The 13,319-nt window shown below is 68.3% G+C and carries 13 protein-coding genes; 5 read left to right on the forward strand and 8 right to left on the reverse strand.

The annotated features are described in order from the left end of the window. Positions 1–14: 14 nt before the first annotated feature. The 8 genes from AC3A6M_RS07705 to rsmB form a co-directional block, all read right to left on the reverse strand. Positions 15–1,343, reverse strand: coding sequence for an EAL and HDOD domain-containing protein (locus AC3A6M_RS07705; protein WP_487852136.1), 1,329 nt, complete (start codon positions 1,341–1,343; stop codon positions 15–17). A 112-nt stretch (positions 1,344–1,455) separates the two neighbouring features. Beyond that, on the reverse strand, positions 1,456–2,226 hold the full coding sequence (locus AC3A6M_RS07710) for a class II glutamine amidotransferase (RefSeq protein WP_487852137.1): 771 nt from the start codon (positions 2,224–2,226) through the stop codon (positions 1,456–1,458). A 69-nt stretch (positions 2,227–2,295) separates the two neighbouring features. Further along, positions 2,296–2,553, reverse strand: coding sequence for a BTH_I0359 family protein (locus tag AC3A6M_RS07715; protein WP_047827039.1), 258 nt, complete (start codon positions 2,551–2,553; stop codon positions 2,296–2,298). 151 nt (positions 2,554–2,704) lie between these two features. Next, on the reverse strand, positions 2,705–3,097 hold the full coding sequence (locus AC3A6M_RS07720; protein ID WP_487852138.1) for a GTPase: 393 nt from the start codon (positions 3,095–3,097) through the stop codon (positions 2,705–2,707). Further along, positions 3,094–3,828: a response regulator gene (locus AC3A6M_RS07725; RefSeq protein ID WP_487852139.1), complete on the reverse strand. Its 735-nt coding sequence runs from the start codon at positions 3,826–3,828 to the stop codon at positions 3,094–3,096. Before AC3A6M_RS07725 ends, AC3A6M_RS07720 begins: the two co-directional genes overlap by 4 nt. Before the next feature lie 50 nt (positions 3,829–3,878). After that, entirely contained in the window at positions 3,879–6,182 is a 2,304-nt protein-coding gene (locus tag AC3A6M_RS07730) for a sensor histidine kinase (RefSeq protein WP_487852140.1), read from the reverse strand. A gap of 3 nt (positions 6,183–6,185) precedes the next feature. Beyond that, positions 6,186–6,749: a DUF4390 domain-containing protein gene (locus tag AC3A6M_RS07735; protein ID WP_487852141.1), complete on the reverse strand. Its 564-nt coding sequence runs from the start codon at positions 6,747–6,749 to the stop codon at positions 6,186–6,188. Positions 6,750–6,788: 39 nt separating this feature from the next. Further along, complete coding sequence (rsmB, locus tag AC3A6M_RS07740; protein ID WP_487852142.1) at positions 6,789–8,405, reverse strand: 16S rRNA (cytosine(967)-C(5))-methyltransferase RsmB; 1,617 nt, start codon at positions 8,403–8,405, stop codon at positions 6,789–6,791. Between the two features lie 186 nt (positions 8,406–8,591). Here rsmB and argS point away from each other — a divergent pair, with 186 nt between their 5' ends. Genes argS through AC3A6M_RS07765 form a run of 5 tightly spaced genes read left to right on the forward strand, consistent with a single transcriptional unit; the run spans position 8,592 to position 13,310 of the window. Then, positions 8,592–10,304, forward strand: coding sequence for an arginine--tRNA ligase (argS, locus tag AC3A6M_RS07745; protein WP_487852143.1), 1,713 nt, complete (start codon positions 8,592–8,594; stop codon positions 10,302–10,304). 5 nt (positions 10,305–10,309) lie between these two features. Continuing rightward, a complete protein-coding gene (locus AC3A6M_RS07750) occupies positions 10,310–11,023 on the forward strand; it encodes an SPOR domain-containing protein (RefSeq protein WP_487852144.1) in 714 nt (237 codons plus the stop codon). A 3-nt stretch (positions 11,024–11,026) separates the two neighbouring features. Continuing rightward, positions 11,027–11,722 (forward strand): thiol:disulfide interchange protein DsbA/DsbL, encoded by a 696-nt coding sequence (locus AC3A6M_RS07755; RefSeq protein ID WP_487852145.1) that lies wholly within the window; start codon positions 11,027–11,029, stop codon positions 11,720–11,722. Continuing rightward, on the forward strand, positions 11,719–12,525 hold the full coding sequence (locus AC3A6M_RS07760; protein WP_487852146.1) for an SDR family oxidoreductase: 807 nt from the start codon (positions 11,719–11,721) through the stop codon (positions 12,523–12,525). The genes AC3A6M_RS07755 and AC3A6M_RS07760 overlap by 4 nt, the downstream gene beginning before the upstream one ends. Further along, positions 12,522–13,310, forward strand: a complete 789-nt coding sequence (locus AC3A6M_RS07765) for a biotin--[acetyl-CoA-carboxylase] ligase (protein ID WP_487852147.1) — start codon at positions 12,522–12,524, stop codon at positions 13,308–13,310. Before AC3A6M_RS07760 ends, AC3A6M_RS07765 begins: the two co-directional genes overlap by 4 nt. Positions 13,311–13,319 lie beyond the last annotated feature (9 nt).

A 13,319-nucleotide genomic window follows, 5' to 3' on the forward strand; every position in this document is an offset into this window, starting at 1 on the left:
GCCCGCCTCCTCACTCAGATCGCGTATCGGACGACGCTGTCGCTCCACTGGAAGGCGGACATCTCGAGCTCCACCATGTCGTCGCCCGACATCGCCAGTCCGCGCAGCGCCGGCAGCGCGCCCTCTTCCTGGCTGTCCGGCTGTTCGATGCATTCGGCCAGCTTGAGCAGCTCGCCGAAGAAGCCGCCGCGGCGCAGCAGCGCGTTGGCGATTTCTTCGCTGACCGGGATCTGTTCGACGATGTCGGCCATCGGGATGCCGAACAGGACGTCCATCAGCGACATGATGCCGACCGTGAAGGCGATCTCGGACAGGTAGCGCTGGCCCGGCCGCAGGCGCTGGGCCAGCAGTTCCATCAGGCGGCCGCGGGTCGTGGCCAGCATCAGCAGCGGGGTCTGGTTGTGGCCGCGCGTGCCCGGTTCGGCGTACAGCATGATCTGCAGCCAGCGCTGCAGCTGGCGCCGCCCCAGCACCAGCAGGGCCTGGGACAGCGAATCGATGCGCTGGCATGCGCCCACGGCCGGCGTGTTCACCAGGCGCAGCAGGTTCATCGCCACGGTGACGTCGCGCTTCACGGCGCGTTCGATGTCGGCGTTGTCGACGTCCGAAGTGACCAGCTTCATCAGCTCCAGCAGCGCCATCTGCGAAGGCGAGAGCTTGCGTCCGCCCAGCACCGAGGGACGGGCGAAATAATAGCCCTGGAAGTAGTCGATGCCGAGGTCGAGGCAGGCCTGGTATTCCTCGCGGGTCTCGACCTTGTTTGCCACCACGGTTTTCTGCATGCCGTGCAGGCGCGCCACCAGGGCGGCCAGCGCCGGCTGCGACGTCCGGCGCAGGTCGAGCTTGACGAAGCGCGCCAGCGGCAGCAGCTTCTGCAGGCGCGCCGTGTCTCCGGCACTGCCGCTGCCGACGCCGTCCAGCGCGAACTGGAAGCCATGGCCGGCCAGTTCGGCCAGGCGCGCCAGCACGGCCTCGGTCGGCATCACCGATGCCGCCAGTTCGAGCACGGTGCGCTCGCGCGGCAGGAAGGCGTAGATGTCGCTGGCCAGCACGTCGGTGTCGACGTTCAGGAAGCAGTGGGCGTCGCCGATCGCGCGCGCCAAGCCGAGCTGGGCGGCATGGGCGATCACGGCGGCGGTGGCGCTCAGGCCGGGCATCGGCGCCGCCTCGCCGGTCGCGCCGTCGCCCTGCCCGATGTCTGCCTGTCCGAGCGGCGTGCTGCGGAACAGCAGCTCGTAGCCGAACAACGCCTGGTTGCGGTCCAGCACGGGCTGGCGGCCCAGGTAAAAGTCGCGCACCCGCAAGGGATGGTCGGCGTGGTCCTGTCTCTGGGTATCGGTCATCTCGGACTCTTCGGCAGCTTGTAGTTCGGCCTACTTTACCCCATTCCGCCCGCTTAGTGGCTTTTAGGCATTAATTTCCATAGAAAAACGTGCCATTCCGATCACAGAATCGTCATTCCGGCTGCGGTAATCCGTCGACGAAGACTTTCAGTTCCCCCGGCGCGAATTCGGTCCAGGTTTCGTTGGTCGTCAGCGGCGTGGTGACGATGATGGCGACGCGGTCGTTCGGCGTGGTGACCTGGGAAAAATCGACGGACAGGTCTTCGTCGGCCAGGCAGGCCTTGTCGAAGGGGTACTGGCGCACCACGTAGCACAGCTTGGTCGAGCAATGCGCGAACATCGCCGTACCGTCGGACAGCATCATGTTGAAGGTGCCGTGGCGCGCGATCACGTGCACCAGGTCGCGGATCGCCGCGCGCAGGGCCGGCATGGCGGGCGCGCGGTCGCCGAAGCGGGCGCGCAGTTCCTGCAGCAGGAAGCAGAAGGCGCGCTCGCTGTCGGTGTTGCCGACCGGGCGGAACGGGCCGTCGAGGGTGGGATTGAAATCCTTCAGGTCGCCGTTGTGGGCGAACACCCAGTAGCGTCCCCACAGTTCGCGCACGAAGGGATGGCAGTTCTCCAGCGCGACCTGGCCTTGCGTGGCCTTGCGGATATGGGCGATGACGTTGAGCGACTTGATCGGGTACTGCTTGATCAGTTCGGCGATCGGGGAGGCGATGGCGGCCTGGTGGTCGACGAAATGGCGAACCCCGGCGCCCTCGAAGAAGGCAATGCCCCAGCCGTCATGGTGGGTATCGGTGCGGCCGCCGCGGTGGGCGAATCCGGTGAAGCTGAAGACAATGTCAGTGGGGACATTGCAATTCATGGCAAGTAATTGACACATGGGCCAAGCTTACCATGGGATGGGTGCCGGGCCGGTCTTGGAGAAGACGACAGGCCCGGAGGATGCGGTTCAGTGCAGGACGACCGGCTGGCTCATCAAGGTATCGTAAGACCCCAGGAACTCGTCGATCTCTTCCATCGTCGGCTCGCTTGCGATCAGGTTGTTCACGTCACGCCTGAATGCCTGAGCCAGTTTGCCGCCGATGAACGCTTCGCGGCGCCCGGATTTGTCGACGATCTCGTAGCCGCCGAAGCGCAGCGCTTCGAGGTTGTGATCGACGCCAAACTCGACGACGCTGTACTGCTCGCTGTTATAGATCATGTTCATGATGACTCCTTCACTCGATCAGATTGGCGAAGCTTGGTGCCCGGCGGCGGGCAGCCAATGATGAAATCCACTTCAATGCTGAGGTGGGGCTGTCGCAACCGATTTCAAGTAGCCGGAAACGCCTGAGGCGTTGTAGGTGCGCTCCTATGCGCTATGAGATCAGGTCGGCTGTCAGCCTTAGCAGCTGATCGTATGGCTCGGCCTGCAGCCACGATCGCAACTGATCAAGATGCTCGCTGCGGGCGACGCCGATGAAGAGGCGCTCGGGGCGCTGGCGCAGCATGCGATTCAATGTTACACGCAAAACCAGGTTGCCGGCGCAGCACAGGCAACCGGGGGCAATGCGCGCGAACAGGACCTGTTCAGGAAGAGTGTCCAGAGCGGAATTGCCGGGCGCGAGGCCTTCCAGGATGACCGCCGTTTTTGCACCAGATTGGTGCAAATCTGACAACTTCAGCTGGTCGTGGATGGCCTGCTCGCGTCCGCCCGCCGAGGGGCCTGTGACCAGCGTCGTGGTCACGCGGCCTGCGGGCAGCGCCGTCATACGCCGGCGTTTTTCTTGCCCAGTTTGCCCGGCTCGACGCCGAGCTGCTTGAGCTTGCGGTACAGGTGGGTGCGTTCCAGGCCGGTCTTTTCGGCAACGCGGGTCATGGAGCCGCCTTCGCGGCCCAGGTGGTGTTCGAAATACATGCGCTCGAAGGCGTCGCGCGCCTCGCGCAGCGGCAGGTCGAAGGACAGCGTGTAGCCATGCGCATGGGCTTCGCCGTTGCTGGCCGGGCGGGCGATGCCGATCGCGCCGTTCTGCGGCGGCTGGGGCGCGTACATCGGGGCGCTGGGCATGCTCGGCTCCGGCGCGGGGACGCTGGCGACGGCCGGGCGCGGCGCGATGGCCGGCGCGCGCGCCACTTCCTGTGCGCGGGTCAGGCCCTGCTGCACCGCCTTCAGCAGCTTTTGCAGGGCAATCGGTTTTTCGAGGAAGTTCAGGGCGCCGATGCGGGTCGCCTCGACCGCGGTGTCGATGGTGGCATGGCCCGACATCATGATCACGGGCATGCTCAGCAAGCCGTCGCGCTGCCATTCCTTCAGCAGCGTGACGCCGTCGGTATCCGGCATCCAGATGTCGAGCAGGACCAGGTCGGGCGCGCCCTGCTGGCGTGCGACCCTGGCTTGCTGTGCGTTCTCGGCCAACTGCACCACGTGGCCCTCGTCGCCAAGGATTTCCGAGAGCAGCTCGCGGATCCCCATTTCATCGTCCACTACGAGTATGTTCGCCATCTTGTCTTGCCTTCCTGTCTGACCCTCACAGCCCAGATTCTATGCGCGATTTACACTTCGGCCAAGTTCGCCTCGGGAGCTAACTTTAACAGCAAAATCGATACCGAAGCGCCAGATCCATCCGCGCGGTTGGCAACGTCAATACGTCCGCCGTGTTCGTCGACGATCTTCTTGACCATCGGCAGGCCCAGGCCGGTCCCGCGGGCCTTCGACGTGACGTAGGGTTCGAAGGCGCGCGACAGGATTTTCGGTGCGAAGCCGGGGCCGTTGTCGACGATCGCCAGGCGCACCGCGGTGCCGGCGCCGCCGTCCGCGCCTTCGTAGTGAATGGCCTCGGTGACCACGTCGACGCGCGGCGGCTCGTCCTTCGGCGGGGCGTCGGCCAGCGCGTCCTGGGCGTTCTGCAGCAGGTTGTGGATCACCTGGCGCAACTGGGTGGGGTCGCCCATCACGCGCGGCAGGTTCGGCGCCAATGCGGCGTGGATGACGTCGGACTCGTCCTCAGCCAGGTAGAGGTTCAGGATCTGCCCGATGAGGTCGTTCAGGTCGAGCGGCTCGAGCACCGCCGGCGGCGCCTTGGCGTAGTCGCGGAAGTCGTCGACCATGCGCTTCATGGCGTCGACCTGGTTGACGATGGTGTCGGTGCCCTTCTTCAGCAACGCGGCGCTCTGCGGATCCAGGCTGTCCGACAGCTTCATCTGCAGGCGCTCGGCCGACAGCTGGATCGGCGTCAGCGGGTTCTTGATCTCGTGCGCCAGGCGCCGCGCGACTTCGCCCCAGGCCACCGAGCGCTGGGCCGAGATCACGTCGGAAATATCGTCGAACACCACGATGAAGCCGCTGCCCGCGCCCACCGGCAGGCGCGAGCCGCGCGCCAGCAGGGTCAGGTCGTGGTCGTCGCTGCTGCCGGGACGGCGCGGCACTTCGATCTGCTGCTGCCAGTGGGCGCGCTGGTCGCCGTGGCGGCGTCCGCGGCCGGCGGCCGACTGCGCGCTCTGGGCCGAGAAGGCGCGCGTGACGGCGCTGGCGAATGCTTCCAGCCCTTCGATGTCGTCCAGCGGCCGGCCGGCCAGCGCGCTGGCGTCGATCTGCAGGATGCGGTGCACGGCGTCGTTCGAATTCACCACCACGCCGTCGGCATCCATCACGATCACGCCGGCCGACATATTGGCCAGCACCGACTCCAGGTGGGCCTTGGCGCTTTCCAGCGCGGAGCGGTTGCGCTCGACGGCCGAGCGGGCTTCGAACAGCTGGCCGGTCATGGCGTTGAAGGACTGGGTCAGCGTGCCGAGTTCGTCGTTGGTCTCGACGATCGGGCGCGGCGACAGGTCGCCCTCGGCCACCGCGCGCGTGCCCTCGGCCAGCACCAGCAGCGGCTGCGCCAGGTTGCCGGCGATGAGGAAGGCGCTGCCGATGGCCGAGAAGATCGCCAGCAGCAGGGTCAGCGTCAGGGTCTCGATGTACATCTTGCGCAGCCCGGTGCGGGCGAAGGCGCGGTTCTGGTAGGTGCTGTAGGCGTCCTGCAGCACCTGGGCGTTGGAGGCCAGGTTGACCGGCACCGCCTGCATCAGCTGCAGGTAGCGCGGCGCCGTGCCGGGCGGCTCGGGCACCGCCACCACCACGCGCTGGCGCAGGCCGGTCGCCATGTCCAGGCCGCTGGGCGCGCTGGCGCCCTGGAAGTCGCGGAACTCGCGCTCGGCGCTGCCTTCGGATTGCGCATAGCCGCCCGGCATGCCGGCGCGCTTGAGCATCTGCGGCGTCGGCAGGTCCGGCGCCAGGTCGACCTGCGGATCGCCGGCCGCCGAGGCCAGCACGTGGCCCTCGGCCGACAGCAGCAAGGCGCTCTGCATCCCGGTCTCTTCGCTCACCAGGCGGGTCAGGGTGACGCGCGCGCTGACCGGGTCCTGCCCGGCCAGCGTGGTCGCGGCGGTGCTGGCGGTCGCACCCAGTTCGGACAGCGATTCGTCGAGCGCCGCCCGGCCCAGGTTCAGGCCGGAATCGAGCGCGGCCTCGATCTTGACGTCGAACCAGGAGTCGATCGAGTGCGACACGAACTGCACCGAGACCATGAAGATCACCAGCCCGGGCAGGATGCCGATGCCGGCGAACATCAGCATCAGGCGGGTCATCAGGCGCGAGCCGAACTTGCCGGCCTTGTGGCGCGCATACAGGCGCGTCAGGGCGACGATCACGAGGATCAGCAAGGCGCCGGCGACCGCGGCGTTCAGCCCCAGCAGCCAGGAATAGTTACGGTCGAAGAAGCCCGAGTTGTCGGACGCCGAGGCGAGCACGAACAGCAGGATCGAGCCGATCGCGCTGCCGATCACGAGTGCGTAGCGCAGGACCTGGGTCACGGCTTACTCCGCCCGGTAGGTGAAGGTCTTTTTGTGGGACGCCAGGCGCAGGTCGGAATTGTTGAAGGCATCCACCTGGAGCGGCTTCTGCAGGTATTCGCGGTCCATGAACATGCGCAGGGTGACGTTATAGGTTTCCCCGGGTTTGAGCTCGCCCCGCGACGCGATCAGCCAGCGGCTCGGGCGGCGGATCAGGAACAGCGCATCGTCGAGGGTGGCGAAGCTCTGCTGGATGCTGCCCATCACGAACACGGTGTACTGGCGGGTCAGGAGGTCGTAGTGCAGGCGCACGGTGCGGCGCTTGGACACGGCCTTGTCGTCGGTCCACCACCAGCGCGGGCGGGTCAGCTCGATCTCGGTGGTGAAGTACACGGGCACGCCGTGCATCACGGCCTGCTCGAGGCCGGGGGTCAGGTCGAAGGAATAATTGGCGGCCAGGCGGTAGCCGTCGTCGGAGGCCTCGATGCTGGCGCGGGTGATCTCGATCCCCTCGGCCGCATGCGCGCTGGCGCATGCGAAAACCAGCAGCAACTGGCAGACGAGGAGGCGGAAAAATCGGGCAGTCACTAGGGCCGGAACCTTAAAAAAGCGTGTTATCGGGAAGTCTCACGCCCCGGCCTTCTGGAACAGGGCATAGAACAGACCATCATGATCCTGCCCGGCACCGCTCGTTGGAAGAAGCTGGCCCGGCGCATCGAGTCGGACCGCACCATGGCGCGCCGCGAAGGCGGCGGCCTGCGCTTCCGATTCCTGCGGCCAGAGCGAACATGTCACGAACAGCAATTTACCATCGGGCCGCAGCATCTGCCAAAGGTTGTCGAGTATTTTGGTGGAAAGTGTTGCAAGTTGGTGGGTATCGCTCTTGCGGCGCAACCAACGGATGTCCGGATGGCGCCGCACGATGCCCGAGGCGGTGCACGGCACGTCGGCCAGGATGCGGTCGTACTGGCGTCCATCCCACCAGTCGGCATGCTCGGCCGCGCCGGTTTTCACGGCCGCCTGCAGGCCCAGGCGCTGCAGGTTCTGGTCGACCCGCGCCAGGCGGCGGCTGTCGACGTCCAGCGCGGTCAGGTCGACGTCGGCGGTCTCGAGGATGTGGCCGCTCTTGCCGCCCGGCGCCGCGCAGGCGTCCAGCACGCGCATGCCGTCGCGCAGGTCGAGCAGCGGCGCGGCCAGCTGGGCGCCGGCGTCCTGCACCGACACCAGACCGGCCTCGAAGCCGGGGATCTGCATCACGTTCATGGCCTGGGCCAGGCGCAGGGCGGTGGGGCCGACCCGGCTGGCCTCGATGCCGGCCGCGGCGAGCGTCTGCATGTACGCCTCGACGCTGGTCTTGCGCAGGTTGACGCGCAGGGTCAGCGGCGGCTGGCGGTTGCCGGCCTGGAGGATCTCCTGCCACTGCTGCGGGTAGCTGCTGCGCACCGCATCGATCCACCACTGCGGATAGTTCCAGCGCGCCAGCGGCTGCGCCAGCGCGGTGGCGAGCAGGCTGTCCTTCTCGCGCAGGAAGCGGCGCAGCACCGCGTTCACCATCGCCTTGGCGTGTGCGAAATCAGGATGCGCGGCGGCGGCGCCGACCGCCTGGTCGACCACGGTGAAGGCTTCATAGGGCGGCGGCGATCCTTCCGGCGGATCGAGCAGGGCCAGCGCGGCGCACAGCAGGCCGGCCAGCATCGGCGGTTCCGGTGATTTGCTGGTCATCATGGCCAGCAGGGTTTCGCTGCGGCCCAGCTGGCGCATCGCGCGGTAGGCGATGTCCTGGATCGCGCCGCGCGCCTGCGGCGCCGCGCCATACGCCTGGAACACTTCAAGCAGGGCTTGCGGCAGCGCGGTGCCGGTCCACACACGGGCCAGGCTGCTGGCCGCGCCGAGCAGGGCAAAGGCGAGCGAATCGCCCTTCAGCTCCGGGCGGTAATCGAGCTGGACCAGAACCCGGACTTCATGGCTCTGGCGCAGGCGCGCGGCTTCGCGCGGCGCCTCGTTCAGGGCAGAGGGCGCCTTGGCCTGCGGGATGGCATCCGGTGCCGGGCTGCGTGCGCCCTGCTCCGGCCGGCCCGCCGGACGTCCTTGCGGCGCCGCGCCGCGCGGGCCCGCAGCTCTCCCCTGGCCTTCCTTTGCCGGCGGCCGCGCCGGGCCGGATGTGTTCTGGCCCGGACGCGCGGCGCCAGGGCGGGCGGCCTTGGCCTTGGGTTTGAGGGTGAGCGTCGGGCGCTTGTCAGTCATGGCGAATCGGTCAATGCATAAAGACGCACATTGTAGCGGTTAAGCGTTGCGCAGGCTTAAACGAAGCTTTGGGGCAATGGCCGGGAACGTATTCCGCGTTGCGTCAAACCAGTATAATGGCCGATGTTTGCCTGCGGCCCTGTCGCCGTGTCAGAGGCCCCAACCATTTCATTTTCGACCACATTCATGCTCGCCCAACAAAAACACGAAATCGTTGCCCTGTTCCAGGCCGCCCTGGCCCCGATCGTCGCAGGCACCGATTTGATCCCGAACGTCGCGCTGGAGCGTCCGCGCGACCCGACCCATGGCGACATCGCCTGCAACATCGCGATGCAGCTGGCCAAGCCGCTGAAGACCAATCCGCGCGAGCTGGCCACCCGCCTGGTCGCCGCCCTGCAGGCCGATCCGAAGGCGCAAGGCCTGATCGCCTCGGCCGAGATCGCGGGTCCGGGCTTCATCAACCTGCGCCTGGCCGACGCCGCCAAGCAGTCGGTCGCGCGCACCATCCTGCAGCAGGGCGCAGCCTACGGCCACGGCGAGGCTGGCCTGGGCCACCACGTGATCATCGAATTCGTCTCGGCCAACCCGACCGGTCCGCTGCACGTCGGCCACGGCCGCCAGGCCGCGCTGGGCGACGCCCTGTCCTCGCTGTTCGAAGCCCAGGGCCACAAGGTCACCCGCGAGTTCTACTACAACGACGCCGGCGTGCAGATCCTGACCCTGGCCAATTCGGTCCAGGCGCGCGCGCGCGGCTTCCGCCCCGGCGATACCGAGTGGCCGGAGTCGGCCTACAACGGCGACTACATCCAGGACATCGCCGACGATTTCATGGCGAAGAAGACCGTCTCCTGCAGCGACGGCGCGCCGGTCACCGCCAGCGGCGACACCAACGACCTCGAATCGATCCGCCGCTTCGCCGTCACCTACCTGCGCAACGAGCAGGACCAGGACCTGCAGGCCTTCGGGGTCAGGTTCGACAACTACTACCTGGAGTCGTCGCTGTACAGCGATGGCAAGGTCGAGGCGGCCGTGCAGGCCCTGATCGACGCCGGCGTCACCTACGAACAGGACGGCGCCCTGTGGCTGAAGACCACCGACTACGGCGACGACAAGGACCGCGTGATGCGCAAGTCCGACGGCACCTACACGTATTTCGTGCCGGACGTCGCCTACCACATCCAGAAGTTCAAGCGCGGCTTCGACCAGGCCATCAACGTCCAGGGCAGCGACCACCACGGCACCATCGCGCGCGTGCGCGCCGGCCTGCAGGCGGTGAACATCGGCATTCCCAAGGGCTACCCAGACTACGTGCTGCACAAGATGGTCACCGTGATGAAGAACGGCGAGGAGGTCAAGATCTCCAAGCGCGCCGGTTCCTACGTCACCGTGCGCGACCTGATCGAATGGTCGGGCAACGGCGACGTCACCCGCGGCCGCGACGCCGTGCGCTTCTTCCTCATCTCGCGCAAGGCCGACACCGAGTTCGTGTTCGACGTCGACGTCGCCCTGGCCACCAGCGACGAGAACCCGGTCTACTACGTGCAGTACGCCCACGCCCGCATCTGCTCGGCCCTGGCCAACTGGGGCGGCAACGAAGCCGAGCTGGCCAACGTCGACCTGTCGCCGCTGACCCAGCCGCACGAAGCCAGCCTGCTGGCCAAGCTGGCCGCCTATCCGGAGATGCTGCAGCGCGCCCAGGCCGAACTCGGCCCGCACCAGGTCGCGTTCTACCTGCGCGAACTGGCCGGCGAGCTGCACAGCTACTACTTCGCCCACAAGTGGCTGATCGAGGACGACGAAGCGCTGAAGCTGGCGCGCCTGGCCCTGGCCACGGCGACCCGCCAGGTGCTGCGCAACGGCCTGGCGCTGATCGGCGTCTCGGCACCGGAGAAGATGTAATCGCCATGACCGCCTTCCGTTCCCGCACCATCCGTGCCGTCGCGCGCCAGCGCGGCAGCACGCTTACCGGCCTGATCATCGGCCTGATCGTCGGCCTCGGCATCGCCGTCGCGGTGGCCCTGACGATCACCAAGGGCGCCTCGCCGTTCACCGAAAAGGCCGCCAAGTCGGGCCGTCCGGCCGACCCGGCCCCGGGCCAGGCGATGGATCCGAACAAACCGATGTACGCCAACCGCGACGCCGCGCGCGAAGCGAACAAGGAAGTGACGGAAAAGGCGGCGGCGCGCAACGCCAGGCCGGCCGAACCCGCCGCACCGGCGGACCCGCTGGGCCAGGCGATCGCCAGCATGGAGGCGAGGCCGCCAGTGGCGGCCTCGCCGGCCGCGGCGCCGGCCCAGCCGGCCGCGCGCGACGCCCATCCGCTGGCCGCTTCCGCCGCTGCCCCGGCCGCCCCGGCAGCCGCGCCGGCCGCCGGCGCGGGCGAGTACGTGTACTACCTGCAGGCGGGCGCCTTCCGCGACATATCGGACGCCGAGGCCACCCGCGCCAAGCTGGCCCTGCTCGGCTTCGAAGCCGCGATCAGCGACCGCAGCAGCGACAGCGGCGTGCTGCACCGCGTGCGCATCGGCCCGTACAACCAGGTCGAGCCGATGAACAAGGCGCGCGCCAAGCTGCTCGACAGCGGCGTCGACGTCGCCATCGTGCGCAACCAGCGCTGAGCCATGGCGCGCCCGCTCCGCCGTCCGTTCCTGCGCCGCTGCTGCGCCGCCCTGCTCGGCCTGGCCGCGGCGGCCGCGATGCCGCTGCCCGCCGCAGCCGCTGCCGCCGCCGAGCCGCAGGACGGGGTTGATTACCTGACCCTGCCCGCGGCGCTGCCCACCGACACCGGCCGCAAGGTCGAGGTCATCGAGTTCTTCGCCTATTACTGTCCCCACTGCTACGCCTTCGAACCGCGCCTCGCGGCCTGGGTGAAGCAGCAGGGCGACAACATCGTGTTCAAGCGCGTGCACGTCTCGGGCAGCGCGAGCGTGGCGCCGCAGCAGCGCCTGTTCTTCACGCTGGAGGCGATGGGCCTGCTGGAGCAGTACCACGACAAGGTGTTCAACGCCATGCACGTCGAGCGCCTGCGCCTGAACAGCGACGAACAGGTGTTCGACTGGATCGCGCAGAACGGCATCGAGCGCGCCCGCTTCGTCGACACCTACCGCTCCTTCGGCATCCAGCAGCGCCTGCGCCGTACCAACGCCATGATGGACGCCTACCATGTCGACCGCTGGCCGCTGGTCGCGATCGGCGGCCGCTACCTGACCTCGCCCTCGCACGCCGGCGCGCACGCGAAGGAAGCGCGCACCGAGGCCGAGCAGCAGGACATGGCGCTGCGGGTGATGGACTACCTGGTGGCCAAGGCCAGGCAATGAGCGTCGCGCCGCCGCGCGTCTTCATCACCGGCGCTTCCAGCGGCATCGGCGCCGCGCTGGCGCGCGAGTATGCGGCCAGGGGCGCCGTGCTCGGCCTGCTGGCGCGCCGCCGCGACATGCTCGAGGCCCTGGTCGCCACCCTTCCCCACCCCGAACGCCACCGCGCCTACGCGCTCGATGTGACCGACCATGCGGCGCTGGCGGATGCGGCCCGGGACTTCATCGCCGCGCACGGCGGCGCCGACATCGTGATCGCCTCGGCCGGGATCTCGTACGGCACGCTGACCGAGCGGCCCGAAGACCTGCCCCTGTTCGCCTCCGTGTTCGCCACCAACGTGCAGGCCACCATCGCCACCTTCGCGCCCTTCATCGGCGCGATGAAGAACGGCGCCGGCGCGCGCCGGCTGGTGGCGATCGGCAGCATTGCGGGCGTGCGCGGTAGCCAAGGCGGAGTGAAAGCCTTGGCAGGCGCCGGCGCCTATTGCGCGTCGAAGGCGGCGGTGCACAGCTATTGCGAATCGCTGCGCCTGGAGATGCGCCCCCACGGCATCCGGGTCGTGACCATCGCGCCCGGCTATATCGATACACCCATGACCAGCAATAACCGATTCCCCATGCCCTTCCTGATGCCGGCCGAGCGCTTTGCGGCCCGCGCCGCCGATGCCATCGCGGCCGGCAGCAGCTTCCGCGTGATTCCCTGGCAGATGGGCCTCGTCGCCCGCCTGCTGCGCGTGCTGCCGAACGCGCTGTTCGACGCGCTGTTCGCGCGCGCGCCGCAGAAGGCGCGCAAGGAGGCCGCATGAGCACGCAGATGAGTACGCACATGAGCGCCCAACGGATCATGACGCTGTCGACTTCCGGCGTCGCCGTCGAGGTGGTGGCGCAGACCGGCTCGACCAACGCCGACCTGCTGGCGCGCGCGCCCGCGCTGGCGGCGCCGATGCTGCTGGTGGCCGAACACCAGACCGCGGGACGCGGCCGCGCCGGGCGCAGCTGGCTCTCGAGCCCCGGCCATTCCCTCACCTTCTCGCTGGCCTGGAAGTTCGGCGGCGGCGTGCAGAAACTGACCGGCCTGCCGCTCGCGGTCGGCACCGCGCTGGCCGAGGCCCTGGGGCGGCTCGGCCAGCCCGTGCAGCTGAAGTGGCCGAACGACGTGCTGAAGGATGGCGACAAGCTGGCCGGCATCCTCGTGGAGACCGCCTCCGCCGGTGACGACGGCGTGTGGGCCGTGATCGGCATCGGCCTGAACCTGGCCATGCCGGACGAGCTGGAACAGCAGATCGGCCGCTCCGTGGCCGCCGTGCCCTGGCTGGCGCGGATGGACCGCGACACCCTGCTGGCGGCCGTGCTGGACGGACTGGCCGAGGCGCTGCGCCTGTTCGACAAGGCCGGCTTCGGCGCCTTCAGCGCGCGCTGGAACCTGCTGCATGGCTGGCAGGGCCAGCTGGTCACCATCCTCGACCGCGGCGAAGTCCTGCACGAAGGCCTGGCCGCCGGGGTCGACGATGCCGGCCGCCTGCTGCTCGATACCGAAGGCGGCCGCATCGCCATCGTCGCCGGCGACGTCTCGCTGCGCATCAAGGGCTGAGCGCCATGA

The sequence above is a fragment of the Telluria sp. Soil_C_11 genome, from assembly GCF_057657395.1.